Source organism: Agrobacterium sp. CMT1 (assembly GCF_037203725.1).
In the GTDB taxonomy this organism is placed as follows: domain Bacteria; phylum Pseudomonadota; class Alphaproteobacteria; order Rhizobiales; family Rhizobiaceae; genus Agrobacterium; species Agrobacterium pusense.
Genome location: NZ_JBBCAR010000017.1, coordinates 247,672 through 274,023 on the forward strand (window position 1 = coordinate 247,672; position 26,352 = coordinate 274,023).

27 protein-coding genes are annotated in these 26,352 nt (G+C 59.7%); 15 read left to right on the forward strand and 12 right to left on the reverse strand.

Annotated features, from left to right (window positions below):
• Window positions 1-1,158: an AI-2E family transporter gene (locus tag WA845_RS20625; RefSeq protein WP_004441130.1), complete on the reverse strand. Its 1,158-nt coding sequence runs from the start codon at window positions 1,156-1,158 to the stop codon at window positions 1-3.
• Between the two features lie 283 nt (window positions 1,159-1,441).
• Between WA845_RS20625 and purM the strand changes: the two genes are divergently transcribed.
• The 3 genes from purM to WA845_RS20640 all read left to right on the forward strand — a co-directional run bounded on the left by purM (window position 1,442) and on the right by WA845_RS20640 (window position 4,255).
• Window positions 1,442-2,515, forward strand: coding sequence for a phosphoribosylformylglycinamidine cyclo-ligase (gene purM / locus WA845_RS20630; RefSeq protein ID WP_112555069.1), 1,074 nt, complete (start codon window positions 1,442-1,444; stop codon window positions 2,513-2,515).
• Window positions 2,512-3,186, forward strand: coding sequence for a phosphoribosylglycinamide formyltransferase (gene purN, locus WA845_RS20635; protein ID WP_112555071.1), 675 nt, complete (start codon window positions 2,512-2,514; stop codon window positions 3,184-3,186). The genes purM and purN overlap by 4 nt, the downstream gene beginning before the upstream one ends.
• 133 nt (window positions 3,187-3,319) lie before the next feature.
• Window positions 3,320-4,255: an omptin family outer membrane protease gene (locus WA845_RS20640; protein ID WP_112555073.1), complete on the forward strand. Its 936-nt coding sequence runs from the start codon at window positions 3,320-3,322 to the stop codon at window positions 4,253-4,255.
• Between the two features lie 56 nt (window positions 4,256-4,311).
• Here the strand turns inward: WA845_RS20640 and WA845_RS20645 are convergent, their stop codons facing one another.
• Genes WA845_RS20645 through WA845_RS20655 form a run of 3 tightly spaced genes read right to left on the reverse strand, consistent with a single transcriptional unit; the run spans window position 4,312 to window position 7,764 of the window.
• Window positions 4,312-4,923, reverse strand: a complete 612-nt coding sequence (locus WA845_RS20645; protein WP_112555152.1) for an NUDIX domain-containing protein — start codon at window positions 4,921-4,923, stop codon at window positions 4,312-4,314.
• A gap of 26 nt (window positions 4,924-4,949) precedes the next feature.
• Window positions 4,950-5,546, reverse strand: coding sequence for an NUDIX domain-containing protein (locus WA845_RS20650; RefSeq protein ID WP_337322547.1), 597 nt, complete (start codon window positions 5,544-5,546; stop codon window positions 4,950-4,952).
• Between the two features lie 13 nt (window positions 5,547-5,559).
• A complete protein-coding gene (locus WA845_RS20655) occupies window positions 5,560-7,764 on the reverse strand; it encodes a molybdopterin-containing oxidoreductase family protein (RefSeq protein ID WP_162719209.1) in 2,205 nt (734 codons plus the stop codon).
• A 41-nt stretch (window positions 7,765-7,805) separates the two neighbouring features.
• Between WA845_RS20655 and WA845_RS20660 the strand changes: the two genes are divergently transcribed.
• Window positions 7,806-8,669 (forward strand): 23S rRNA (adenine(2030)-N(6))-methyltransferase RlmJ, encoded by an 864-nt coding sequence (locus WA845_RS20660; protein WP_112555075.1) that lies wholly within the window; start codon window positions 7,806-7,808, stop codon window positions 8,667-8,669.
• Between the two features lies 1 nt (window position 8,670).
• On the opposite strand, the gene WA845_RS20665 is transcribed toward WA845_RS20660, so the two are convergent.
• The gene (locus tag WA845_RS20665) at window positions 8,671-9,618 is read right to left on the reverse strand and encodes a lysylphosphatidylglycerol synthase domain-containing protein (RefSeq protein ID WP_004441121.1); all 948 of its coding nucleotides are present in this window, start codon (window positions 9,616-9,618) and stop codon (window positions 8,671-8,673) included.
• Window positions 9,619-9,824: 206 nt separating this feature from the next.
• Between WA845_RS20665 and WA845_RS20670 the strand changes: the two genes are divergently transcribed.
• Entirely contained in the window at window positions 9,825-10,595 is a 771-nt protein-coding gene (locus WA845_RS20670) for a ribonuclease T2 family protein (protein WP_112555077.1), read from the forward strand.
• Between the two features lie 21 nt (window positions 10,596-10,616).
• A complete protein-coding gene (locus WA845_RS20675; RefSeq protein ID WP_006700180.1) occupies window positions 10,617-11,213 on the forward strand; it encodes a glutathione S-transferase in 597 nt (198 codons plus the stop codon).
• Window positions 11,214-11,320: 107 nt separating this feature from the next.
• Here WA845_RS20675 and WA845_RS20680 read toward each other — a convergent pair whose 3' ends face one another.
• Window positions 11,321-11,977 (reverse strand): outer membrane protein, encoded by a 657-nt coding sequence (locus WA845_RS20680; RefSeq protein WP_004441118.1) that lies wholly within the window; start codon window positions 11,975-11,977, stop codon window positions 11,321-11,323.
• Window positions 11,978-12,325: 348 nt separating this feature from the next.
• Here WA845_RS20680 and WA845_RS20685 point away from each other — a divergent pair, with 348 nt between their 5' ends.
• The 5 genes from WA845_RS20685 to WA845_RS20705 all read left to right on the forward strand — a co-directional run bounded on the left by WA845_RS20685 (window position 12,326) and on the right by WA845_RS20705 (window position 16,562).
• Window positions 12,326-13,114, forward strand: coding sequence for an SDR family oxidoreductase (locus tag WA845_RS20685; RefSeq protein WP_051634340.1), 789 nt, complete (start codon window positions 12,326-12,328; stop codon window positions 13,112-13,114).
• On the forward strand, window positions 13,111-15,156 hold the full coding sequence (uvrC, locus tag WA845_RS20690) for an excinuclease ABC subunit UvrC (RefSeq protein ID WP_022555955.1): 2,046 nt from the start codon (window positions 13,111-13,113) through the stop codon (window positions 15,154-15,156). The genes WA845_RS20685 and uvrC overlap by 4 nt, the downstream gene beginning before the upstream one ends.
• Window positions 15,157-15,260: 104 nt before the next feature.
• Window positions 15,261-15,848, forward strand: a complete 588-nt coding sequence (gene pgsA / locus WA845_RS20695; RefSeq protein ID WP_004441114.1) for a CDP-diacylglycerol--glycerol-3-phosphate 3-phosphatidyltransferase — start codon at window positions 15,261-15,263, stop codon at window positions 15,846-15,848.
• Entirely contained in the window at window positions 15,848-16,102 is a 255-nt protein-coding gene (moaD, locus tag WA845_RS20700; RefSeq protein WP_006700176.1) for a molybdopterin converting factor subunit 1, read from the forward strand. The genes pgsA and moaD overlap by 1 nt, the downstream gene beginning before the upstream one ends.
• A 4-nt stretch (window positions 16,103-16,106) precedes the next feature.
• Window positions 16,107-16,562, forward strand: a complete 456-nt coding sequence (locus WA845_RS20705; RefSeq protein WP_112555079.1) for a molybdenum cofactor biosynthesis protein MoaE — start codon at window positions 16,107-16,109, stop codon at window positions 16,560-16,562.
• Between the two features lie 55 nt (window positions 16,563-16,617).
• Here WA845_RS20705 and WA845_RS20710 read toward each other — a convergent pair whose 3' ends face one another.
• The gene (locus WA845_RS20710) at window positions 16,618-17,514 is read right to left on the reverse strand and encodes a branched-chain amino acid ABC transporter permease (protein ID WP_035207680.1); all 897 of its coding nucleotides are present in this window, start codon (window positions 17,512-17,514) and stop codon (window positions 16,618-16,620) included.
• A 52-nt stretch (window positions 17,515-17,566) separates the two neighbouring features.
• On the opposite strand from WA845_RS20710, the gene WA845_RS20715 reads away from it, so the two are divergent.
• A complete protein-coding gene (locus tag WA845_RS20715; protein WP_309759673.1) occupies window positions 17,567-18,127 on the forward strand; it encodes a CGNR zinc finger domain-containing protein in 561 nt (186 codons plus the stop codon).
• Complete coding sequence (locus tag WA845_RS20720; protein WP_112555081.1) at window positions 18,124-18,636, forward strand: hypothetical protein; 513 nt, start codon at window positions 18,124-18,126, stop codon at window positions 18,634-18,636. The genes WA845_RS20715 and WA845_RS20720 overlap by 4 nt, the downstream gene beginning before the upstream one ends.
• 192 nt (window positions 18,637-18,828) lie before the next feature.
• Here WA845_RS20720 and ndk read toward each other — a convergent pair whose 3' ends face one another.
• Window positions 18,829-19,251, reverse strand: coding sequence for a nucleoside-diphosphate kinase (ndk, locus tag WA845_RS20725; RefSeq protein ID WP_003496769.1), 423 nt, complete (start codon window positions 19,249-19,251; stop codon window positions 18,829-18,831).
• Window positions 19,252-19,354: 103 nt separating this feature from the next.
• Window positions 19,355-20,050 carry a glutathione S-transferase family protein gene (locus tag WA845_RS20730; RefSeq protein WP_077987777.1) on the reverse strand — a complete coding sequence of 232 codons (696 nt, stop codon included), beginning with the start codon at window positions 20,048-20,050 and terminating at the stop codon, window positions 19,355-19,357.
• Between the two features lie 256 nt (window positions 20,051-20,306).
• Between WA845_RS20730 and WA845_RS20735 the strand changes: the two genes are divergently transcribed.
• Together WA845_RS20735 and WA845_RS20740 are read left to right on the forward strand one after the other, a co-directional pair.
• On the forward strand, window positions 20,307-21,350 hold the full coding sequence (locus WA845_RS20735) for a GGDEF domain-containing protein (protein ID WP_337322548.1): 1,044 nt from the start codon (window positions 20,307-20,309) through the stop codon (window positions 21,348-21,350).
• A 160-nt stretch (window positions 21,351-21,510) separates the two neighbouring features.
• Window positions 21,511-23,394, forward strand: a complete 1,884-nt coding sequence (locus WA845_RS20740; protein ID WP_112555084.1) for an ATP-binding cassette domain-containing protein — start codon at window positions 21,511-21,513, stop codon at window positions 23,392-23,394.
• Window positions 23,395-23,453: 59 nt separating this feature from the next.
• On the opposite strand, the gene WA845_RS20745 is transcribed toward WA845_RS20740, so the two are convergent.
• The 3 genes from WA845_RS20745 to WA845_RS20755 form a co-directional block, all read right to left on the reverse strand.
• On the reverse strand, window positions 23,454-23,936 hold the full coding sequence (locus tag WA845_RS20745) for a GlcG/HbpS family heme-binding protein (RefSeq protein WP_004441094.1): 483 nt from the start codon (window positions 23,934-23,936) through the stop codon (window positions 23,454-23,456).
• Between the two features lie 89 nt (window positions 23,937-24,025).
• Entirely contained in the window at window positions 24,026-24,634 is a 609-nt protein-coding gene (locus WA845_RS20750) for a response regulator transcription factor (protein WP_112555086.1), read from the reverse strand.
• Complete coding sequence (locus WA845_RS20755) at window positions 24,631-26,337, reverse strand: ATP-binding protein (RefSeq protein WP_107339802.1); 1,707 nt, start codon at window positions 26,335-26,337, stop codon at window positions 24,631-24,633. Before WA845_RS20755 ends, WA845_RS20750 begins: the two co-directional genes overlap by 4 nt.
• Window positions 26,338-26,352 lie beyond the last annotated feature (15 nt).

The window sequence follows — 26,352 nt, forward strand, 5'->3', positions numbered from 1 at the left end:
TCAGCTCTGAGAGTCAACCTTGCCGGAGGACGTTTCCCTTTCTTCCAGGGTGAGGTTGGCTTCCCAGGGAAGGTTGGCGGCGTGCCCGTGGTAAAGATCGCTTTCAAGATACCGCGACAAGGCGAAGCGGACAAGCACGCCGACCGCCGCCGCAGCCGGCACCGCGACGAGAAGCCCGACGAAGCCGAAAAGCGCGCCGAAAGCGAAGAGGGCAAACATCAGCCAGACAGGATGCAGGCCGACGCTGCTGCCGACAAGTTTCGGCTGCAGGATGTTGCCTTCGATGAACTGGCCGGAAAAGAACACGACCAGGGTCAGTACGACATAGAGATAATCCGGCCAGAACTGCACGATGGCGACGCCAACCGCCAGGATCAGGCCGACCATGGAGCCGATATAGGGAATGAAGCTGATGAGGCCCGAAAAAAGGCCGATCAAAAGGCCGAAATTAAGCCCGACCAGCGACAGGCCGACGGCGTAATAAACCCCGAGAATGAGGCAGAGCGAGCCCTGCCCACGCACGAAACCGGCAATGGTCTTGTCCATGTCGCGGGCGATCTGGCGCACCGTGTGCACGTAATCGCGCGGTATCCAGCTGTCGACCTTGTCGATCATCCGGTCCCAGTCAAGCAACAGGTAAAAGGCGACGACGGGGGTGACCACCAGGAGCGACACGACATCGACCAGCGATTTCCCGGAATTCCATATCTGCGTCAGCAATGTGCCGATGAAACCCGCACCTTCGGTGAGGAGTTTCGAGAAGTTCTCCTTTACCGCATCGATCTGGCTGCTCACCCAGTCCGGCAGGAGATTGGTATCGGCGCCGGCGATCAGCTGCTGCAGCGACGAGATATATTGCGGTATGCGCGTGATGAATTCCGAGGCCTGGGCGGCGATGAGCGGAATGATGATGATGAGCGACAGCGCGAAGACCAGCACGAAGGAGATGAGAATGACGACTGTGGCCATCAGCCGGCTGAGGCCGCGCCTCTCCAGCCAATCGGCCACCGGATCGAGAAAATAGGCTAGCGCCATGCCAGCCACGAAAGGCAGGAGAATGGAGCTGAAGACCATCAGGAAGAGGATAAAGACGGCAAGTACGCCGATCCAGAAAAACACCTGCCGGCGCAGGCTGGTACCGCTTACATGGGGTTGCATCCGTTCATCCTTCTGTCACCGCATCGTCATCCCGCATCATGGAGATAGGATGGGCGTGGGCACATGGTCAAGACTGCGTCGGCAAAGGGATAAGGGGACTGAAAAAGCCGACAACGCAGAATATCCGGTCCCACCTTCGCCGCATTGCGGCAAATGCTGCCGAGAGCGACCATCGCGGAACGTCAAAGCCGTTAAAAACCGGAGGTTTTGCCACGCAAACCCTTGCATCAGGCCCCGTCCCGTGCGAATGGCGACGCCAAAGGAACCAGCGGAGACGAGAGCCATGAGCCAGTCGGGCAAGAACGGTCTTACCTATAGTGACGCAGGGGTGGATATCGACGCCGGCAATCTGATGGTCGAGAAGATCAAACCGGCGGTGCGTTCCACGCGACGTCCCGGCGCGGACGGCGAAATCGGCGGCTTCGGCGGCCTGTTCGATCTGAAAGCCGCTGGCTTCACCGACCCGGTTCTGGTGGCCGCCAATGACGGCGTCGGCACCAAGCTGAAGATCGCCATCGACGCAAACTATCACGACACCGTCGGTATCGATCTCGTCGCCATGTGCGTCAACGATCTCGTGGTTCAGGGTGCAGAACCGCTGTTCTTCCTCGATTATTTTGCCACCGGCAAGCTCGATCCCGACCAGGGCGCTGCGATCGTTTCCGGCATCGCCGCCGGCTGCCGCGAATCCGGTTGTGCGCTGATCGGCGGCGAAACCGCTGAAATGCCGGGAATGTACTCAGATGGTGATTACGACCTCGCGGGCTTTGCCGTGGGCGCGGCCGAACGCGGCCAGCTGCTGCCGGCCGGCGACATTTCCGAGGGCGACGTCATTCTTGGCCTGTCCTCATCCGGCGTCCACTCCAACGGCTTCTCGCTGGTGCGCAAGATCGTATCGATCTCCGGGCTCGACTGGGATGCACCTGCTCCCTTCGCCGATGGCAAGAAGCTGGGCGAAGCGCTGCTGACTCCAACCCGCATCTATGTGAAGCCGCTCCTGAAGGCGATCCGCGAGACCGGTGCGCTGAAGGCACTGGCACATATTACCGGCGGCGGTTTCCCGGAGAATATTCCGCGCGTTCTGCCCAAACATCTCGCCGCCGAGATCGATCTCGAAGCGATAGAGGTTCCCGCCGTCTTCTCCTGGCTTGCGAAAACCGGTGGTGTCGAAGCAAAGGAAATGCTGCGCACCTTCAATTGCGGCGTCGGCATGATCGCCGTGGTTTCGGCTGAAAATGCCGAAAAGGTCACCGAAGTTCTCACGGCCCAAGGCGAGACCGTCTTCCCGCTCGGCCGCATCGTCGCCCGTGAAGAAGGCGCGCATGGCACGATCTACAAGGGCGCCCTCGCCCTATGATGCCCGCCGCCCTGTCGTCCGGCCGCAAACGTGTCGTCGTTTTCATCTCCGGCAGCGGCTCCAACATGGTGTCGCTGGTAAAGGCCTGCCAGACGGCGGATTTTCCGGCGGAGATCGCCTGCGTGATCTCGGACAAGGCAACTGCCGGCGGGCTGGAAAAGGCACGGGGTTTCGGCATTCCGACCCTCGTCTTCGAACGCAGGACCTATGCGAGCAAGACGGAACATGAGGGCGCCATTCTGGCCGCTCTTGGGGAGATTGCGCCTGACATCATCTGTCTCGCCGGCTATATGCGGCTGATCTCGGGGGATTTCATTGCCCCCTATGAAGGCCGCATCATCAATATCCACCCTTCCCTGCTGCCGCTTTTCCCCGGTTTGCATACGCATGAGCGTGCCATCGACAGCGGCATGAAGATTTCCGGCTGCACGGTCCATTTCGTCACCGAAGGCATGGATGAGGGCCCGACGATTGCGCAGGGGGCTGTGCCGGTTCTTTCCGACGACACGGCCGATACCCTGGCTGCGCGGATCCTCACCGTCGAGCACCAGCTCTATCCACTGGCGCTGAAATTACTCGCCGAAGGCAAGGTACGGATGGAAGGCGGCAAAGCCGTTTTCGACAAGAGCGAAAGTAAAACCGAGTATTCCATCCTTGTTTCTGCCTCGTGATATAGCCGTTCCTAAAGTACATAGATAAATCAGAATTGGTATCTTCGGTGAAATAAACCGATCATTTACCATAATCGTCTTTAATGACCGCAACGGCCTCTACTTCAGGCCCTCCGGACGTTCAGGAGCGATTATGCGATTTTCGAGATTTCCCCTGCCGCTTTCTGCGGCTTTACTGATGGGTACCTGCCTGCCACTCGCCGCCGAACAAAACGGCATTACGGCTTCACTGGATGCCGGCGTTCTCAATCTCCGGGCGACGGAAACTGTTAATCTCGGTGGCCGCAAGGTGAGCGAACTGGAATGGGAAACGAAAAACGCCGTGGCGTTGCGCGGCTCGCTCGGCCTTGAACTAGCGCCCGGCTGGCGCGTCAAGGCGGAAGGCCGCATCGGTTTTGAAGGCGATGGCTACATGACCGACTACGACTGGGTATGGCCCTTTTCGAAAGACAGCTCCAAGGAGAATTGGAGCGATCGCTCCCAGCATGATGACACACGGCTCGACCATTATTTTTCGGGAGGCCTCGAACTCAATCGCACATTGCTGGAGGATCCGCAGCAATATCTCAGCGCGGGCGTCGGTTTTCGCTACACCGATGTGCAATGGTCGGCCTATGGCGGCAACGCCGTTTACAGTGTTTTCTCCCGCCGCGATTTCTCAGGCAAATTCAAGGATGGCCTCAAGGGAATCACCTATCGCCAACAGATACCGGTTTTCTACGGCAACCTGACGGGCGGCCAGAGATTCGGCAACTGGTCGCTCAATCTCGGTCTCGAAGGTGGCGCCATGGTCTACGCCAAGGCGACTGACGATCACTGGCTGCGCGACATGCGCTTCACTGACAAATTCGACGTTGCCGGCATGTTCGGGGTGAAGGCAGGCGTTGCCTATGACGTGACGGAAAACGCCTCGATCTACCTCGACGGCGCTTACGACTATACCAGCCTCGGGCGCGGGAACACGCATTATAGCGGCGCGGGCGCCGGAAGCCTGTCGTCGGAGAAGAACGCTGGTGGCGGCGACTTACAGTCGATTTTCGTGGGTGCCGGCGTCAGAGGGCGATTTTAGCGTTGATGGCCGTATCCGTGGGTTAGTTCACTGGATATGCTCAAGCCGCCCCGCCTTTAAAGCCGGTCGCGATTAAGCATCGCCCATTGCAGCAGAATGATCGTCTTCGAATCCGTGATTTCACCCGAGGCGATCATTCCGAAGGCTTCGTCGAGACCGTAAGTCAGAACCTCGATATCTTCGCCTTCATCCTCCAGTCCGCCACCGCTGCCGGCCTGCACGTCGAGATCGATGCGGGCGACGAAGAGACTGACCTTTTCAGTCAGCGTGCCAGGGCTGGCATACATGTCGAAGAGGTATTCAACCTTTTCGACGGCGTAACCGGATTCCTCCATCGCCTCACGGCGGATTGCATCAGCGGCATCGTCGCCATCGAGAAGCCCTGCCGGAACTTCGATCATGAAGTTCGGGTCGCCGTTGACGAAGGCGGCGGGGCGAAACTGGCGTACCATTACCACGCTGTCGCGTTTCGGGTCATAAAGGAGAATGGCGGCGGCGAGGCCGTGATCATGGACCTCCCTCACAATACGGATCATCTTGCCGTCAGGCATGCGCTGGTCAAAAACGAGCTTCTGCAAATGCACGAAGCCCTTCCAGACGGTTTCCTTTTCCACCAGCCGGATCCGGTCAGTCGCGGCAGCGGGCGACTTTAAGAGCGACACATTCATAATAGTCTCCGAAAGATGATGAAATCTCAGGCTGTCAGCGAGGCGCGGTTCAACGCCGCCCATTGCAGCAGCATGATCGTCTTGCCATCGCATATCTCGCCCGTCTCGATCATCTTCATGGCGTCGTCCAGCGGGATTTCCACGACCTCGATATCCTCGTCCTCATGGGCCGCACCGCCGCCTTCTTCGACACGATCCGAAGATTCGACAATCGCGGCGAAGAAATGAATGATCTCGGTGACAGAACCGGGCGACATGAACGATTTGAACAGGAACCGCACGTCCCTCACGACGTAGCCCGTTTCTTCCGTCACCTCGCGGCGAATGGCTTCGGCCGGGTTATCGCCGTCCAGCAGGCCAGCCGGGGCTTCAAGGAGCCAGCCGGGATGACCGTTCACATGGGCCGGCATGCGAAACTGCCGTACCAGAACAACCGTCTGGCGTCGTGGATCAAACAGCAGGATCGTCGCGCCGTTGCCACGGTCATAGGCTTCGCGCCTGATGACTTTCGTTTCGCCACGGGAATTGGTGTAATTGTAGGTTATGTTGCGGAGGTGATACCAGTTCTTTGAAAGCGTTTCGTCTTTCAGAATTTCAATTTTCACGTTCTCGAACTTCGTCATTCAAAATCTTCCGTCAGCTCTTGCGCAGCCAAACCTTGTTGTCGTGAAATGCCGCGCCGCCATAGGGAGCGACGGCGTCGGCACCGGTCAGCACGTTGATGCCCTCGCCGTCCAGATGCGCCTTGTTCGGCCATAGCCCTTCGGCAATGAGCACTCCCGGCCTAGCACCTTCCACGATTTTCGCGTGGAGCCGGACCTCGCCTCGCCCGTTGCCGATGCGGACGATGTCGCCATCAGAAATGCCGTTGATGGCGGCATCCTCAGGACAGATCATCAGTTCCGGGCGCCCTTCCTTCTGCACGGAGGTTTTGGTTTCCGCGAAAGTGGAATTCAGGAAGTTGCGCGCCGGCGATGTCGCCAGTCGGAAGGGATGGTCAGCATCCGCAACCTCGATGACATCGACCTGATCCGGGAATTTCGGAAATTCCGACACCGGCCCCATCACGCCGATGTTCTTCGGCGGTTTGTTGGGAGACGGCCCTGTTGCCCAATCGGGGCTGAAACGGAACTTCCCGTCACCGTAACCGAAGCCTTCAAGATAATGCGCGACCTCGAACGGTGGCTGCGCATCGATCCATTTCTCTTCGGCGAGCGTATCGAAGTCGCCCCAGCCACTGACTTTCAGCATATGATCGACATGATCGCGCGCTGAAAGGCCAAAGCCCGGCATGTGGTCGATCCCGAGACGCTTTGCCAGCTCCTCGATGACGAAGAGGTTGGTACGCACCGTTTCGGGCGGCTCCACCAGTTTAGGACCAAGCAAGATGTGATTCTGGCCGCCGGCGCGGTAAATGTCGTCATGTTCGAGGAACATGGTGGCGGGCAGCACGATATCGGCAAGCTCGGCCGTTTCCGTCATGAATTGCTCATGCACGGCGACGAAGAGATCATCGCGCAGGAAGCCCTGCTTCACCAGCCTCTGTTCGGGAGCGACATTGACCGGATTGGTGTTCTGGATGAGCAGCGCCGTCACCGGGCCGCCGTGGCGCAGCGCTTCGGCGTCCCCCGTCAGCACGCGGCCGATCTGCGACTGGTCGAGCTGGCGCACGTCGGGGTCGGCATAGGCCGTTCCCATGAGCTCCGCCTTGTTGAGCCGGAAGATGTCGCCATTATTGTGGAACGCGCCGCCGCCCTCATATTGCCAGGAACCGAGCACCGTGGCGATCGAAAGCGCTGCATGCATGGCGACCGCGCCGTTGCGCTGTCGGGCAAACCCATATCCGAGCCGGAAGAAGGTCTTTTTCGTGACGCCAACCAGCCTCGCGAAATCCTCGATCTCGTCGACCGAAAGGCCCGTGATCTCTGATGCCCACTGCGGCGTCTTCGTCTTCAAATGCGCCTCGAGCCCGGCCGGGTCGTCGGCGAAGCGCGCCATGTAACCACGGTCGGCGTAACCGTCGCGGAAGGCGATGTGCATTACGGCGCATGCCAGCGCCGCATCCGTGCCGGGTCGGACGACGAGGCGCATATCCGCCTGTTTCATGGTCGGATTGTCATAGATATCGACCACGACGATCTTCGCGCCGCGTTCCTTGCGGGCCTTGACCGCATGGGTCATGACATTGACCTGCGTGGCGACCGCATTGGTGCCCCAGATGACGACGACATCGGCCTTGCCGATCTCGCGCGGATCGGGGCCGCGCAAGGCGCCCGTGCCCATCACATAGCCGGTCCAGGCCATGTTGGTGCAAATCGAGCCGAAGAAGCCCGAATATTTCTTGGCGTGGCGCAGCCGCTCGATGGAGTCGCGCTGCACCTGCCCCATCGTGCCCGCGTAGAAATAGGGCCAGATGGCCTCCGCGCCGTGCCGGGCTTCTGCCTTCACAAAAGCGTCGGCGACCTCGTCCAGCGCCGCTTCCCAGGAAATTTCCTGCCAGTCGCCCGCCCCTTTTGCGCCCTTGCGGCGCTTCGGGGTCAGCAGACGACCGGGATGATAGATGCGCTCGGAATACCGCGCCACCTTGGCGCAGATCACGCCGGCGGTATAGGTGTTGGCATTGGCGCCGCGCACACGACCGATGCGGCCATCGGCATTGATATCGACCTCCAGCGCGCACGCGCTCGGACAGTCATGCGGGCAGACCGTGTGTCCGATACGGACTTCGGCCTTCAGGGTGGCTTTTTCAGCGGAAATCGGGGTCGCAACGTTCATGTCTTTTGTATATTGCATCAACGATGCGGCAAAAAGGCCGAAGTGACGTCCATCAAGAATATTCATCCTGACCATTCATCCGGATAAACGGCAAGCGAGACACATCCATGAACTACCGCCACATCTATCACGCCGGCAATTTCGCGGATGTCCTCAAACATGCCGTTCTCGCCCGCCTCGTGCGTTACCTGCAGAACAAGGACAAGGCCTTTCGGGTACTGGACACCCATGCCGGCATCGGTCTTTACGACCTGACGTCTGAAGAGGCGCAGAAAACCGGCGAATGGCAGACCGGCATCGGAAAGCTGATGGAGGGTGATCTGCCCAACCCTATCGCCGAGCTGCTGGAGCCCTATCTTGCCGCCGTGAAGGAACTCAATCCTGAAGGCGGTGTCAAATTCTACCCCGGCTCACCGAAACTCGCGCGTATGCTGTTTCGCCCGCAGGACCGGCTTTCGGCCATGGAACTGCACCCGGATGACAGCCGCGCGCTCGCGCGGCTATTCGAAGGTGACTATCAGGTGCGGGTGACCGAGCTCGATGGCTGGCTGTCGCTTGGCGCGCATCTGCCGCCGAAAGAAAAACGCGGCCTCATCCTCGTTGATCCGCCATTCGAGCTGGAGAATGAATATCAGCGCCTGGCCGATGGTTTGAACAAGGCGTACCGACGTTTTTCCACCGGTACATATTGCCTGTGGTATCCGCTCAAGAAAGGCGCGCCGATCAAGGATTTCCACGAGCGGCTGCAATCCTTCGAGATTCCGAAGATGCTATGCGCGGAACTTTCCGTCAGGAGCGACCGGCTGGATGGGCTGAGCGGCTCCGGCCTCATCATCGTCAATCCGCCCTACACGCTGAAAGAAGAGCTGCACACGCTGCTGCCTTACCTCAAGACAAGGCTGGCGCAGGACAGGTTTGCCTCGCAACGCGCCTTCTGGCTGCGCGGCGAAGAAAAGCCGGAAGACAGCTGAGTTACCTCAGCCCTTCCCTTTTCTGCGCCGCGGCAAGCTGTGATCGTTCGAAGAACAGGATCACGAACAGCGCCATGATGAAGGGGATGATGAGGTAAAACAGGCGGAAGACCAGGAGCGCTGCGATGACATCGGCCGGGTTCATGTCCGGCAGGCCGGTGACGAAGACGAGTTCCAGCACGCCCAATCCGCCCGGCGCATGCGAAATGAGCGCTGCGGAAAACGACACCAGAAATATGCCGAGAATGACCATATAGCCGGGATTGCCGGCTTCCGGCAGCGCGAAATAGATGATGCCCGCCGCGCCGATCAGCTCGATGGGGCCAATGACCAGTTGCTGCGCCACAAGCTTCGGCGCCGGGTATGGCAACACGAAGGAGCCGATCTTCAGAGGCTTCAGCCTGAGCAGGCTGCCGAGAACATAAAGGCTGACGAAAAAGAGCAGCACGACGCCTGTCGTGGTCGAGGCTTCGACCGGCAGTATGCCCGTGAACCGTTCAGTGATGTCAGGCTCGTAAAGCAGCACCAGTCCGATCAGCATGATCGTGCCGATGAGGAAGGTGAAAGAGCAGAGGCCGACGAGAACGCCCACTTCCGCCACACTTAGTCCCTTCGACGTATACGCCCGATATCGCACCACGGCGCCCGAAAACACCGACGCGCCGACATTGTGGGACAGCGCATAGGTGGTGAAGGAGGTGAGCGTTATGAAGAGCCAGTTCACCTTGCGGCCAAGATGCTGCAACGCGATGCGGTCATAACCGGCAAGCGCGGCATAGGCCAGCAGGGTGGAGAGACCCGAACACAACCAGTCCCGCACCCGAATGGCCTTCAGGCTGTCCCAGAGATCATCGAGCGACAGGCCGCGCAATTCGTGAAAGAGCAACCAGGCGGAAAAACCGATCGTCGCAAAGCCAACGACGGGCCAGATATATTTCTTGAATTTCATGCGGTCATGCCCGCCTATTTCCTCCAGCTTCACCCCAGCCTGTTCCGTCTTTTGCGGAGATTCGTTCGACTCTATTCGTTATGCGGCGAAGCTTTCAACCTTTTCATCAAAGATTGGCGGTTTGCCCCGTTCACAAGTTGATGTAAGACCGGATCGTCGCCTGCCGGCGATATGAGGTCGTCCATTTTCCGGGGAACGTACACCGAATGAAGCGTTATGCCGGTTTCATCGCCCTGGGCCTTCTGTCGCTCGGCGCCTTATGGTTCGCGCAGCAAAATCCGGCCCCAACCACACCGGCCGACCGGCAGACACAACCCCAATCGCAGACCGCCGGCAATTCCGGGCCGGACGCTCCAGGGCGCGCGGTTTCTCAAGCGAAGCCGGATAAGAGGCCTCCGCCGCGCGGAAGCGGCTTCGATTTTTATGTGCTCTCGCTTTCATGGTCACCGGCATTCTGCGCCAGTTCCGAAGGCTCGGGCAACCGACAGCAGTGCGGCAGCGACAGGCGTTACGGATTCGTGGTGCACGGGCTATGGCCGCAGAACGAAAACGGCTATCCCGAATTCTGCCGAAGCGACGAGCCTGAGCGTGTTCCAGACGCGATTGGCCGCACCATGTTCGACATCATGCCCTCCATGGGCCTGATCGGCCATCAGTGGCGCAAACACGGCTCCTGTTCCGGCCTGTCGCAGCGAGACTATTTCTCGGCGACGCGGGCCGCCTTCGAGGCCATCCGGCTGCCGGAGAGAATCGCTTCCGGCGCCGAAACAGCCACGCTTTCCGCCGATGCGATAGAAACCGCCTTTACCGATGCCAATCCCGGCCTGTCGAAACGCGGCATTTCCATCAGCTGCGATGGCAAGCGCCTCGAAGAAGTGCGCATCTGCCTTAACCGGGACATGACATTCCGCGATTGCCCGGAGCTTGACCGCAAGGGCTGCCGCGCGAGTTCAACTGAAATCATCCCCATTCGCTGATCAACCCACAGGGATCCAACCATGGAACTGCTCTATTCGCCCGCCTCCCCCTACTCCGCCAAGGTGCGCATGGCGGCCCGTCATCTCGACATCGACATAACCTCCGTTCGCGTTGACACCAACGCCGAGCCGGCCACGCTGATGGACAATAATCCGCTGGGAAAGATTCCGGTACTGCTGCTTGATGATGGCGGATCGGTCTACGACAGCGTGGCCATCATGCATTATCTCGACCGTCTTTCAGGCGGTAAACTCTACCCCAAAAAGAACGGCAAGCGCACGGATGTGGAAATTCTGGAGGCGCTGTGCGACGGCATCATGGATTGCCTGCTGGCCATCGTCTACGAGCGCCGTTTCCGACCGGAAGAGAAAATTCACCAGCCCTGGATCGACAAGCAGTGGAGCAAGGTGGTGCGCGGGCTCGACCATCTCAACGCCAACCTGCCGAAGACCGGCAAGAAGCTGCACGGCGGCCATTTCGCGCTGGCTGCGATGATCGGTTATCTAGACCTGCGTTTTGCGGGCGAGTGGGCCGAAGGGCGCGATGCGCTGGCGGCGTGGCCGGAAACCTTTGGCAAGCGATTCGAGGCCTATACGGAAATGAAGGCCGCCGCCTGACGTGACCGCGCAGAACACCCGGCTTTTTGCCGGGCGTTCAACGGCAAATTACAGACACAAAAAGCCGGGGCATGACCCCGGCTTTTCTTTGACCGATCCGGAAAGGATCAGAACTTGACGCCGATACCGGCCTTGACCGAGTGGTCGTCATAACCGCGCGAGAAGGCGTCGTTGCCGAGCGTATAGTCCTTTTTCTGGTAATCGCTGTAGCGATATTCCAGACGGGCGGTGATGTTGTCGGTCACCATGGCTTCCACACCGGCACCAACCGTGTAACCGAGAGCCGTGGCGCTGTCCTTGTTGACGCCGTCACGAACCTTGTTGTCGGAGACAGCAAGACCGGCCGTACCATAGAGCAGGAACGGGTTCATGTCGTAACCAACGCGGCCACGCAGCGAGCCATTGACGCCCTGCTTGCCTTCGACCGAGCGACCTGCAACCGTACCGGCGGAACCGCGCTCGTCACCCATGTTGACGTCAGCTTCGGCACCGTAAACGATCTGGCCATTCTGCCAGTTGTAACCGCCGTACAGACCGCCGCCAGCGCCCTTGGCGTCACGGCCGTCGTTGCTGGAGCTGAAACGGCCCCAATCGTAGTTGACGGTACCACCGAGGTAAGCGCCGGACCAGTCCTTGACCGGTGCTGGCTGGTCGTAGGAAACCGGTGCCTGCGGCACTTCGTTTACGGCGTCAGCGGCGTGAGCAGCCGAAAAGCCAGCGGCGGCCATGGTCGAAGCCATAAGGGTTGCTACGAAAATACGCATGTTATTCTCCTTTCAGGACCGCTCTGCACTCAAAACATTGTTTTCAGACGCGGCATAATTCGTCGGGTTGATCGCCCCTCTGGAAACCGAATTTGATGGGAGAATGCGGAGATCAAAGAGCCAAAATGTGAATTGTTTGGGGCAGACGCGTGACTAGAATTAGACGTTGCCTAATTGCCACAAGGGTTTTATTAACCCTAACAGAAGGCTAAACAAAAATAGATCGCCTTTAAACTTCGTTATATTAAAATTAAACCGAAATTGCATTGTGAATAAAAAATCGCCCAATTCTTTTCGGGCCGAGTGACAGCTTGCGATTTGCATTTATATCCAGCAAATAGGGCGTGTATGAGCAAATGCAGGTCCGCTGTGAAAGAAGATATACCGAAGACAGTCTTGATTACCGGGGCCGCGCGGCGGCTTGGGCGCGCTATCGCCACCGATCTGGCCAGCCACGGCTTTGCGATCGCGGTCCATGCCAATGAATCGATCGCGCAGGCGGAGGAATTCGCTAACGAAATAAGGCAGAAAGGTGGCAGGGCTGCAGCCGTTCAGGCGGACCTGACACAATCAGCCCCGACAGCGGCGCTCATCGAAAAGGCGTCTTCCGCCCTCGGCCCCATCGGCGTCGTCGTCAACAATGCGTCTGTTTTTCTCGGCGACACGGCGGAAGCTCCTGACCCTGATATCTTCGATGCGCATTTTGCCGTGCATGTGCGGGCGCCTTCCCTCATCGCCGCCGCCTTTGTCGAACAGTTGCCCGCCGATAAATCCGGGCTGATCGTCAATATCATCGACCAGCGTGTGCTTGCGCTCACGCCACGCTTTTATTCCTACACCCTTTCGAAATCAGCGCTTTGGACCGCCACACGGACGATGGCGCAGAGCTTCGCGCCGCGCGTCAGGGTGAATGCCATCGGGCCTGGGCCCACCTTCAAAAGCGAAAGACAAGCGCCTGAGGACTTTCAGGCGCAGATCGACGGCCTTATATTAAAGCGTGGTCCTGCGCCGGACGAGTTCGGGCGGACGATTCGCTTTCTTTACGACACGCCGTCGGTCACCGGACAAATGATCGCGCTCGACGGCGGCCAGCACCTTGGCTGGGAAACCCCTGACGTGGCGGAGATACCTGAATGAACGGAAAGAAGCTGCCTGATGGCGGTATTCTCTTCGATGACACCGACGACGAAGATGACGATGCAAGCCTTGCCGCAACGGAAACGGCCGAGGCTCCGCGCGACGTCGCCGGCATGGACTGGAATGCGGGATGGAAGAACGAATCCGGCCTGAAGGGCATGGACCTCATTGGCGAATTCGTCAAACACCTGCCCAATGCGCCGGGTGTCTATCGCATGTTCAACGAGGCGGGCGACGTGCTTTACGTCGGCAAGGCACGCTCGTTGAAGAAGCGCGTCGGCAATTATGCGCAGGGCCGCGTGCATTCCAACCGCATCGCCCAGATGGTGCGTCACACCACGCACATGGAATTCGTCACCACCCGCACGGAGACCGAAGCGCTTCTTCTGGAAGCGAATCTAATCAAGCGCTTGCGGCCGCGATTTAACGTACTTCTGCGCGACGACAAGTCCTTCCCCTATATTCTCATCACCGCCGACAACCGTGCACCAGCGATCTTCAAGCACCGGGGAGCAAGGGCGCGCAAGGGCGACTATTTCGGACCCTTCGCGTCCGCCGGCGCGGTTGGCCGCACGATCAATTCGCTGCAGCGCGCCTTCTTGATACGCACCTGCACAGACAGTGTGTTCGAAACCCGCACCCGTCCCTGTCTTCTGTACCAGATCAAGCGCTGTTCCGGGCCCTGTACGCATGAGATCAGCGACGAGGGCTACGCGGAGCTGGTCAAGGAAGCCAAGGATTTCCTGTCCGGCAAGAGCCAGAGCGTCAAGACCGCAATTGCGCGACAAATGAACGAGGCTTCCGAAGACCTCGATTTCGAGCGCGCCGCCATCTATCGCGACCGGCTGGCGGCACTTTCGCACGTCCAGAGCCACCAGGGCATCAACCCCGCCGGCATTGAAGAGGCGGATGTCTTCGCCATCCACCACGAAGGCGGCATTTCCTGTATTCAGGTGTTCTTTTTCCGCACCGGCCAGAACTGGGGCAACCGCGCCTATTTCCCCAAGGCCGATCCTTCCCTGCCCGGCTCGGAAATTCTCAACGCGTTTCTGGCGCAGTTCTACGACGACAAGCCGGTGCCGAAACAGATCCTGCTTTCCGAAACGGTGGAGGAACAGGAACTGCTGGCGGCCGCCCTCGGTGAAAAAGCCGGGCACAAGGTCACGATCAGCGTGCCGCAGCGTGGCGAGAAGAAGGACATTACCGATCACGTGCTTGCCAATGCCCGCGAGGCGCACGGCCGCAAGCTCGCGGAGACCTCGTCTCAGGCGCGGCTGCTGAAGGGCTTTGCCGAGACTTTCGGCCTTGCCTACGTGCCTCGGCGGATCGAAATCTACGATAACTCGCACATCATGGGCACCAATGCGGTCGGCGGCATGGTGGTGGCGGGGCCGGAAGGTTTCGTGAAGAACCAGTATCGCAAGTTCAATATCAAATCGACCGACATCACGCCGGGCGACGATTTCGGCATGATGCGGGAGGTGATGACCCGCCGCTTCTCACGCCTGCTGAAAGAAGAAGGAAAGCCGGATCGCGAGCGCATACCGACAGCAGAAGAAGCTGCCGACATGCCCTTCCCCGCCTGGCCGGACGTGATCCTGATCGATGGTGGTCAGGGGCAGATGACGGCGGTGCGGGCCATCCTCGACGAACTCGGCATTCGCGACTGCGTAACCGCCATCGGCGTCGCCAAAGGCATGGACCGCGAGGCGGGCCGTGAACGTTTCTTCGCGGACGGGCGCAGCGATTTTTCCCTGCCGCCACGTGATCCCGTGCTCTACTTCATTCAGCGCATGCGTGACGAGGCGCACCGTTTCGCGATCGGATCGCACCGGGCCCGGCGCAAGAAGGAAATGGTGCGTAATCCGCTGGACGAAATCTCGGGAATCGGACCGGGGCGCAAACGTTCGTTGCTGCAGCATTTTGGAACCGCCAAGGCGGTTTCCCGCGCGGGCCTCAATGACCTGATGGCCGTCACCGGCATTTCCGAGACGGTGGCGCGGCAAATTTACAATCACTTCCACGAGAGCGGCAGCGATTGACGCAGAACGGCGGGGCTGACCTGCTAAAAAAACATAATCACGTGTTGACGCTATGCCCTAGCGGCGGCATCAAGGCAGCTGATCTCAGACTGACAGGTTTCCCCATGGCTTCGCGCGCATACAGCATTCCCAACCTCCTCACCTATGGCCGGATTCTCGCTGTTCCGGTCATTGTCCTTTGCTTTTACGTTGAAGGAAAACTGGAGAGTTCGGATTTTGCGCGCTGGACGGCACTGTGGCTGTTCATCATCGCCTCGCTGACCGATTTCCTTGACGGTTATCTGGCACGCATCTGGAACCAGACGTCGAATATCGGCCGCATGCTGGACCCGATCGCTGACAAGCTGCTGGTCGCATCCGTCCTGCTTCTGATGGCGGCCGACGGCACCATTGCCGGCTGGTCGCTCTGGGCGGCCATCACCATTCTCTGCCGTGAAATTCTTGTTTCCGGCCTGCGCGAATATCTGGCGGCGCTGAAGGTCAGCGTTCCCGTCACCCGCATCGCCAAATGGAAGACCACCATCCAGATGGTCGCCATCGCTTTCCTGCTCGCGGGTCCTGCCGGCGACAAGGTTCTGCCATACACGACCGAGATGGGCATCACGCTTCTCTGGCTGGCCGCAGCGCTCACCATGTATACCGGTTATGATTACTTCAAGGCTGGCCTCAAGCACATCGTGGACGAAGAATGATGACACGGATCGTTTATTTCGCCTGGGTTCGCGAGAAGATCGGCACGGATGAAGAGGAGCTGGACCTCCCTTCCTCCATCACTACGGCCGGCGAGCTGATTGCCTGGCTTGCGACACGCGGTGAAAATTACGAGGCTGCCTTCGAATTTCCCAATGTCATCCGCGTTGCGGTCAATCAGGAACACGTCGAGCATGATGAAAGCATCGTCGGCGCGCGCGAGATCGGCATTTTTCCGCCGATGACGGGGGGATGAGCGAATGCAGCCGACCGTCCGTGTCCAGGCAGAGGATTTCGACGCAGCGGAAGAAACCCGCCGGCTGACGGAAGGTGACAGGAGCATCGGCGCGGTTGTCGCCTTCACCGGGCTCTGCCGGGATGATGGCGGCACGCTCGCGGCGCTGGAACTGGAACATTATCCCGGCATGGCGGAAGCGGAAATGACGCGCATCGCCAAGCTCGCGATGGAACGCTTCGGCCTGCTTGGCCTCACCGCCATCCATCGCCACGGCAAAATCGCCACGGGCGAAAATATCGTCCTCGTTATCGCTGCTTCATCGCATCGACAGGCAGCCTTCGATGGCGCGAATTTCGTGATGGACTACTTGAAGACATCCGCGCCGTTCTGGAAAAAGGAACATGGCAAGGATGGAAAGGCGGGCGAGTGGGTTGCGGCAAAGACAACCGACGATACGGCCAGGGAAAAGTGGCGATAACGCCTTGTTCTTCCCGCATGGTCCGGTGGAAGCGGGCATCGCTTTCGTCAATGCCCTAAGGCGCTTCAACCCTGCTGCGCATGATAACCAGCCAGCCGACCAGCATCGCGAGAACCATCGCATCCCGCCAGGCGGCCGGTCCGTAACCGACCCAGAAAGTTTCCGCAAAACCGACGGCGGCGGCCCCCAGCCCACAGATCAGCGGACTGGCATAACCGCCTGCCGCAGAAATCAGCACCACCTTCAGGCCAAAGACCAGACCGGCCCCGAAATCCATGGTGCCGTAATAAAATGTGGCCAGCACGCCCGCGATGGCGGCGACGAGCCCCGCCGCGCAATAGGACATGAGAAATATCCGGCCTGCATTTACCCCGCACAAGGCTGCAGCAAAAGCATCGTCCGACACTGCCTTCCAGCGCCTGCCGAAAGCGGAGCGGCCAAGATAAAACGATCCGGCGAGAATGATCAGGCTGAAGGCCATCGTATTCAGCATTTGCATCGGCGTCAGCGTCACGGCGAAGCCGCCATCGGCCCAGAAACGTATCGGCTCCGACAAAAGCGGCGGAAGCCATAATTGCCGTGTATCGGCGGCCAGCCTTGCACTTTCCGTCAGTGCTATCAACACCCCGATGGAAGCGACCGTCACCGCGTTGGGAGAGGCTTTCGCTAACGGCCGCATCACCACCCTGCCGATGAAACCCGCCGCCCACAGCCCGCCAAACAGGCCCGCCCCTGCCCCCAGCGCCAATGTCGCCGGCAGAACAAGCCACAGGCGGTTCCAGCCGAAATCGGCAAAAAGCAGGCATGTCTGGCCAGCAAAGGCGAATATGGCGCCATAGGTGACATCGGCGCGTCTGGTGACTGAAAAGGCGATGGCATAACCAAAGGCCAGAACCGCATAAAGCGCGGCGACCGGCACTGCATTCAGCAATTGTTGCAGGAAATAGGCCAAGCGCGTCCTCCCGCTGTGATTATAACTATTAAAACCAGTTTTGATAGTTATAATGTGCGGCATGACCTTTCGCTGGACAGAACATCGTTTCGCGGGCGGCGCATTGGCGTTGGATGTTGCCAACAGCGTGATCCTGCGTTCAGACGCCGCTAGATCGGTAGACCGCTTCGCCGTGGCCGGGCAGATCGCCACCTTTGCCGAAGCGGCGACACGGCTTGGTGCGGAGCGAGAAAGATTTCCCGCCCTCGTCGCGCCCGACGAAGAGAGACGGCCGGTTCTTTTCGATTTGCGCGAGGCAATCGACGATTATTTTCGCTCGTCCATCGCCGATGGCGGCGAGGACGACGGGAAACTGGCGCAGTTTCTCTTCGCTTGCGGCGCCGCCCTGCGCATGTTCCCGAAGGCAGAACATCTCGCCAATGCCACCGCCCACTCCGCACTGTCGCTGCTTGCGGACGAACCACGGCAGCGGTTGAGGATCTGCGGCAATTGCGGATGGCTGTTCATCGACCGCAGCAGAAACAGAAGCCGGATCTGGTGCGATATGGCGGTGTGCGGCAACCGGCAGAAAGCCAGCCGGCACTATCACCGCACGAAGGAGACGCGGTCATGAAAAGAACCGGCCTGCCATTGCTGGCAATGGTGGCGATACTCACCCTTTCCGGCTGTCAGCGCGAAGAACCGCGCGAGGTGGCGAAGGTTTCCGGCCGCATGTTCGTCTTCAACTATCGCGTGGCCATTGCCACCTATCTGGTGACGCTGCAGCGTATTGCCCCCATTCGCGATGGCAGCAGCGTTGAAGCAACATTCGAAAACCCTCGCGGAGGGCCCGACCTCACCACCCGCGAGAAGATTTTTCCGAAGGACGAAAGGATCACCGTTCAGAGCCCGCCGGTCGAATGTGTGAAGCAGGGCCGGCCCTACAGGGTCACCGTCCGCATCAAAGGGCCCGATGGCGATATTCTGCAGACGATCGAGACCATCATCCGCTCCGATACCGACCAGTCAGTTCTCCCCGCCAAGCCGCTGGTCGTCGGCCCGCTCTATACGCCCAATCCGGAGGTGTTTAAACCTGACGGAACGATTGATATGCGGCCGGCTCAGGGGTGCCCGGCGTCGTAGGGACTGACGGAGCGAGTGCAACCTCTCCTCGTGCCTGTGCTTGTCACAGGAATGATGATGGAGGCGGGTGCGGCATCCCCTTATCGCATCCAGAAACAAAAAAACGGAGCCTTTCGGCTCCGCTTCTTCGAGTCTTTTCAGCGGCTTCGAGCAATCGCCTGATAGAGCGATTCAAGCCGTTGAGACTTTGAATCAGCCGACGATTTCGGTTTCGGCGAACCAGTAGGCGATTTCCTGAGCGGCGGTTTCCGGAGCGTCGGAACCGTGAACGGAGTTTTCGCCGATGGAAAGCGCGAAGGTCTTGCGGATGGTGCCTTCAGCGGCCTGGGCCGGGTTGGTGGCGCCCATGATTTCGCGGTTCTTGAGGATGGCGTTTTCGCCTTCCAGAACCTGAACGATGGTCGGGCCGGAAGTCATGCCTTCAACGAGTTCGCCGAAGAAGGGGCGCTCCTTGTGGACGGCGTAGAAGCCTTCGGCTTCGCGCTTGCTCATCCAGACGCGCTTGGAGGCGACGACGCGCAGGCCGTTGTCTTCAAATACCTTGGTGATCGCGCCCGTGAGGTTACGCTTGGTTGCGTCCGGCTTGATCATCGAAAATGTGCGTTCAATCGCCATGTGTCCGTTTCCTTTTCCTTCAGAGAAAGTGGGCGGTCTTTACCCGCCCAAAGGCCCGAAAACAAGGGGGATCAATGAGATTGCGGCACTGACGGCAGACATTTCACGCCGCTGTCACACTGCGGCCCCTTGCATCGTAAAGATCGAGGCACCCTTCGAACCAGTCGCGCACAGGGTCATTATCAGAAAACAGATCAGCACCGGTGGTGATCCTCGCCCATTGCAGCGCGCCGAAAACGATGTAATCCGAAAAAAGCGGCGACGTGCCGCCGATGAAGGGCTGAAAACTCAGCATCCGGCGGATGGGAGCGAGCAAGGCAGGAAAGGCGGCGATCTCGTCTTCGCGGTTGGCGACGACATCCTCGAGCGGGCGGCCAAGCGCCCTTGTCCGGCTTTCGCGGAAATAACGACGATCCGGCTCATCCAGCATATTGTGGATATCCAGCACGGCGATACGGACGATGGCCGGATGCAGCTGGGTTTGGGACCAGCTTTCGATAAAGCGCGCCATGGCCTTGCCGCCCTCCCCATCGAACAATGACGGCCGCTCCGGGTAGGCCTCGTCCAGATAAAGGGCAATCTCGAAACTGTCGCTCACCAGCCGGTCGCCGTCCCGCAGGATCGGCACCGTCTTCGAAAAACCATCCTCCACGGTCGGGATGACGGTGAAGGGCAACGGACGCTCTTCGAAATCCAGTCCCTTATGCGCCAACGAAAACACGGTTTTCCAGCAATGGGGGGAAAATGGCCTGGAGACATCGCTTCCGCAGAGCGAATAGAGGGTTCGGGAATTCGTCATGGGCTGCACCTTCTCTGCAATAACGGCCAAGCGATATAAAATCGGCGGGAGCCGGAAATCAAATCAGCATTTGTCATGTTATCAATCAAAGGACGTTTGAAAGGTTCCGTTCGCCAAGGGCCGAAATAAAACCTGGAAGTGATGAATTTCGCTCGCTGGTTTAGCCAATTTTAAGCCGTCTCGCCTATGATTTGGCCATTCAGAAAACGGTTATTTCGTTCGATTGATAAGACCATCGATACTGGAGCTGACAGCGATGACATCTGCTGGCGATAAAAAACGCGAACAGGCGAGAAGTAGTCTTGTCCTTACCAAGGTCGCGCAATTCATCGCCAGGATGAATATTGCACCATTGCCGCGCAATTACGAATTGATCTATGAAATATTGTCGGGCCATAACCCGGCCATGGGCCGAGACATCCTGGCGCTCGGTAATGCGCCGCAACAGCACGAGATCGATCTGGTTGGCCAGAGGCACAATTTGCCCGGCTTCTCCCGCATCGAAGCGGAACAGATGGCCAGCGAGGCCTTTGAAACGCTGAAACAGATTTCCGCACGGCTGGAAGCTGGCCAGAGGCGCACGGAAGCCTTCATCGGACGCCTTGGCGAAGACGAAACTGTTGGGTCCCCGGCCACCGATCGCGTCGCCCGATTGCTGGACGACATCCACGAGGAACAGACCAGCCTAAGGCATTTCATCTCCATGGGGTTGATGAAAATACATGACGTCGAAAGGCGGCGCGCCGAACTGAAGGCCGGTTCCCTGCGCGACGTGCTGACGGCGCTGCCCAACCGGGCGGCTTTCCTCGAAAAACTCGGAGAGCTTTTTGCTGGAGACAGGGCCGCCTCCGCGACATCGCTGATGCTCCTCAATATCGACCATTTCCGCGAGATCAACGCCAAATACGGCCCCGCCGCCGGAGACAAGGCCCTGCGGCGGCTTGCTGGGCTCTTTCGCAAGACGATCAAGAAGGATGATTTTGTCGCCCGCATCGGCGGCAACGAATTTGCTTTCCTGTTTGCAGGCGTTGCGCAAAACACGGCTGAGGCGATCGCTGAACGTCTGCGGCAAAGCGTCGAAGCCTTGCGCTTCGTGACGAGTGAGGGCGGCGGCGAGCATCTGACGGTTTCAATCGGCGTCGCCTCGGTGGACGGCACCGCAACGCCCGCGGAATTCTTCAGCCAGGCTGAATTGGCCCTGCTTTGCGCCCGGTGCGGCACCCGGAACTGCGTCGTCGGTTATTGCAGGGACCTCGCGCAGCATAATCGCGACAGCTATCTCGCGCAGTTGGGTTGCTAGGACATTTCGGCAAGCCTTCAGGATGGGCTTATATCCGGAAAACGAGCTGCCATCCCGCGCCTTGTCCCCGTTTGCCGCCTCTTCATTTCCGACCTCATAACTGCCGCGGTGTGGCGTGCCTGCTCTTGCCTTGGTCACACAGTTCGGCCAAAACGACGCCATGATTACGATTACCGATCTTTCGGCCCGCATCGCCGGGCGTCTGCTCCTTGACCACGCCAGCGTGACGCTTCCCGCCGGTGTGAAGGCGGGCCTCGTCGGCCGCAACGGTGCCGGCAAATCCACCCTTTTCCGCATCATAACCGGCGATCTCGCGGCAGAGGGCGGTTCGGTGACCATTCCGAAACAGGCCCGCATCGGCCAGGTGGCGCAGGAAGCGCCGGGCACGGAGGAATCTCTCATCTCCATCGTGCTTTCCGCTGACAAGGAGCGTAGCGCGCTTTTAGCGGAGGCGGAGACCGCAACCGATCCGCATCGTATCGCAGAGATCCAGATGCGGCTTGTCGATATCGATGCCCATTCGGCGGAAGCGCGTGCATCGAGCATTCTTGCCGGTCTCGGTTTCGATCATGAAGCGCAGCTCCGCCCCGCCTCCTCCTTTTCAGGCGGCTGGCGCATGCGTGTGGCGCTCGCCTCGGTGCTGTTTGCCGAGCCCGATCTGCTGCTGCTCGATGAGCCGACCAACTATCTCGACCTTGAGGGCACGCTGTGGCTGGAAGAATATATCCGCCGCTATCCGCACACCGTCATCATCATCAGCCATGATCGCGATCTGCTGAACAACGCCGTCAACTCCATCGTGCATCTCGACCAGAAGAAGCTGGCCTTTTATCGCGGCGGCTATGATCAGTTCGAGCGGCAGAAGGCCGAGGCCGACGAATTGCAGATGAAAGCCAAGGCGAAAAACGACGCCGCGCGCAAACACCTGCAGAGCTTCATCGACCGTTTCCGCGCCAAGGCCACCAAGGCCCGTCAGGCGCAGAGCCGCATCAAGGCCCTGGAGCGCATGGGCACCGTCGCCGCCGTGATCGAAGATCATGTGCAGCCGATCACGTTTCCCGAGCCGGAAAAACAGCCGGCCTCGCCGATCGTTGCCATCAATGGCGGCGCGGTCGGCTATGAACCGGGCAAGTCCATTCTGAAACACCTCAACCTGCGCATCGACAATGACGACCGCATTGCCCTGCTCGGCTCCAACGGCAATGGCAAATCCACTTTTGCGAAGTTCATTTCCGGCCGTCTCCCCCCGCAGGCGGGTGATCTTCGCGTCGCGCCCGGCCTCAAGATCGGCTTCTTCGCGCAGCATCAGCTCGACGATCTGGTGCCGGATGAAACTCCGGTCGAACATGTGCGCAAGCTGATGCCGCTTGCACCGGAGGCGCAGGTGCGGTCACGCGTGGCGCAGATGGGGCTTGCGACGGAAAAGATGGCGACGGCTGCCAAAGACCTTTCCGGTGGCGAAAAGGCTCGCCTGCTGATGGGCCTTGCGGCCTTCCACGCACCCAACCTCTTGATCCTCGACGAACCGACCAACCATCTCGATATCGACAGCCGCCGGGCGCTGATCGAGGCACTGAATGATTATAATGGCGCGGTGATCCTTATTTCCCACGACCGCCATCTTATTGAGGCGACCGTTGACCGGCTGTGGTTGGTGGCCGACGGGACGGTCAAGACGTTCGAAGGCGACATGGAGGAATATCGCGATCTCGTCGTTTCCTCCGGTAAAAAGAAGGACGACAAGAGCGACACCGTTGCCGATCAGGCTTCCAAGGCCGATCAGCGCAAGGCAAGCGCGGAAAAGCGTGCCCAACTCGCGCCGTTGAAGAAAAAGATCAACGAAATCGAATCCCTGACGGCAAAGCTTGAGAAACTGATTCAGACGCTCGACACCGAACTGGCCGACCCGGCGCTATATGAAAAAGCCCCTGCCAAAGCCGCTCAGAAAGTCAAGGAGCGTGGCGAAGCCGCTGCCAGGCTATCGGATGCGGAAGAGCAATGGCTGATGCTTTCCAGTGAATACGAGGAAGCAATGGCCGGCTGATGCGCAACGGCACAGGAGCGGCGGCCTCTTGCGAAGCCGCCGTATCGCATTGACGAAACTTACTTCGCACCGATCGTATTGAGACCTTCACGCGCACATTCGGCATCGATTGCACCCGACGGCGCGCCTCCAACGCCAATACCGCCGACGAGCGCGTCGCCGATCTTGATCGGCAGCCCGCCTGCCTGAATGACCATGCGCTCATCCATGTTGCGGAGGCCATCATTGGCGGGCTTGGATGCGATGAATTCGGCAATCTCGCCAATATCACGGCCGAGCGATGCGGCAGCGAATGCCTTGCCGGTGGCGCTGGAGACCGTGTGCGGACCCGAACCATCTGCTTTCAGGACCGTCTTTACGGCGCCGTCGCGGGCGACGATGGCAACGGTGACAGCGTTGCCCTTGGCCGAGCAGGCCTGAAGTGCTGCACTGGCCGCCTTTTCCGCCAATTCGAGTGGCAGGTAAGGTGCGGTCGGCAGCGTCTGCGCCAGGGCGACCGAAGGAGCGAGCAGAGTGGAAACAACGAGAAGGTTGCGGATCATGAAAAGGTCCTCTTGCTTGATGAGGACTGTAGTTTAAGCGGATGGCGTTGAGCCGCGAATCCGTAAGACTTTCCGGCTGCTCGGTAGTTCTACCGATCCGCACCTGCTTCCAGCCAAAGTCTTGTCATTTCCGCCTGCGAGGTTGTGCCGAGCTTCAGGCCAATGGCGGCGCGATGGCTGTCTACCGTGCGCGGCGACAGACCAAGTCCGTCTGCGATCTGGCGCGAGGTAAAACCGAGCGCGATGCGTTCAAGTATCTCCCGCTCCCGCGCGGTCAGCAGCGACAGGAGCGCCAAATTCTCCGCCTGCAGCGCTTTTGCGTCAAGCGTGCGGGCCAATATCCGGTGCGCTTTCTGGATCGCGTCAATGAGATCCTGTTCGTCGACCGGCTTGGAGAGAAAATCCACCGCCCCATTGTGGAAGGCTCGGCGGCAGGCTTCGATGTTGCCGTGACCGGAAATGATGATGACCGGCCAGTCTATCCCCTCTTCCGTCAGTTTCTCCTGCAATTTCAATCCGGTTATGGCGGGCATGCGGATATCGAGGATCAGGCAGCCCGGCTCGAGGGCGGCAAGCTGGCTGAGAAACGCCACGGGATCAGCAAAGCCCTTCGCCTTTATGTTGACGGTGGAGAGAAGCAGGATGAGCGCCTTGCGCACGGCGTCATCGTCATCAACCAGATAGACGGGCAGCGTCATGGGTCCCGTGCCTCCGGTGCAAGCGGGAGGACAACCCGGAAATGGGCACCATTCTCACTCGCGACGTATCGGATTTCACCGCTGGCGCGTTCCACCAGCCTCTGGCTGAGGGCAAGCCCCAGCCCCATTCCGTTGTTTTTCGTGGTGGTGAAAGGTGTGAACAACCGGTCGCGCAGCTCGGGCGCTACGCCGGGGCCGTTATCGGCAACATCGAGAACGGCGAAATCACCGTTCCGGCTCAATCTTGCCGTGATCGCACGTCTGCCTTCAATGGCAGTGAGTGCGTCAAGCGCGTTGCGAAGCAAATTGAACATGACCTGTTCTATTTCGACGGGATCGACCCGCACCGGAAGCGGCACTTCCGGCATCGCGATATCAATGCTGGCCTCATGCCGGGCGGCTTCGCCGGCAAGCAGCGCATCGACATTGCGCAGGGCGGCGCGCAGGTCATGCGCCGCGACCGGCTGGCGGTGCGGCAGCGACCAGTTGCGGAACCGGTCGAGCATATTCGCGGCGCACCGCGCCTGATCGATCATATCGTCGAGAGCACCGGAAAGAGCCGTGACATCCTGACGGGCAAGCAGCCGTCTCCCCGCCTGCGCCTGCGCCAATATCGCCGTCAGGGGCTGGGTAAGCTCGTGGGCAAGGCCGCTCGCCATTTCTCCGAGAGCGTTAACCCGCGAGGCGTGGGTCAGTCTCGCTTCCATGCCGCTCAGTTCGGCGCGTCTCTCGGCGGCGCGCATGCGCGTCCTCTGTCTTGTCATGACAATACAGAGCACGAAAACGACGCTTGCGCCAGCCACGCCCGCCAGCAGGGCGCGGCCGGGCAATAGGTCCCGCCAGGTGATTGCGAGCGCGACTTCCAGCGTCAGAGGCTGGCTGGCGCTGCTGAGCTGCCGGACATATTGCGGCGCTTCCGGCATCGTGGGTGGGCCGAGAAGGACTGTTCCGCCAGGCATTTTAAGACGGATCACCGCCTGTTTTTCCGACCAGAACGCAGCGTCGGACGCGAGAAGCCGCCCGGCATCGACGGCAAGCACCAGCACCTTCGAGGCCGACCCGCTATTGGGGCTGCGCTTGACGATCATGTAATGGCCGGGTCTGAGATCGCTCGCCACCAGAGCCGGCCGGCCGGTAAAGACCGATGCCGCCTCGCGGATCGTCGCTGCCAGCTCGCTCTCCAGCGGCCGTGTGCCGACAACAGGCCCCGCCTCGTTGAGGGAAACCAGCTGGACCTCGTCAATACGCGGGTAAAATTGCAGAATGGGTGCCGCGACATCGAGCAAGAGGCGATAATCCGCCCCCTGCTGCGCCTGCGCCACCGCCGAAAGCGCCGTCACATGGGCATCATGCTGATCGGCCCGGCGGGATGCCTCAGCCTGCAACGCATCGCTCTGCCGTGCCAATTCGCCGAGCAGGCTGACATATTGATAAGCCGCCAGTCCGGACACGACGGCTGCCATAAGCAGTGCCCAGACCAGAAACAACTTGAGAAACGGCCGCCCCGACAGCGGCCATGGCGCGTGCGCCATGCGCCGGCTGCCGGAAAGGGAATGGGCGGTGGCATCAAGTGAGCGGCCGGCCGCAGCAGCGCCCCTGGCCGCTTCGTTCAGTCGGCGCTCGACCGGCGTTCCGGGCATGTCGTTCCATGCATCGTTTTTTTCAAGCATCGGCTCGCCCGCATGACCGACAGAGCGGATCATGACATTCGTTTAACA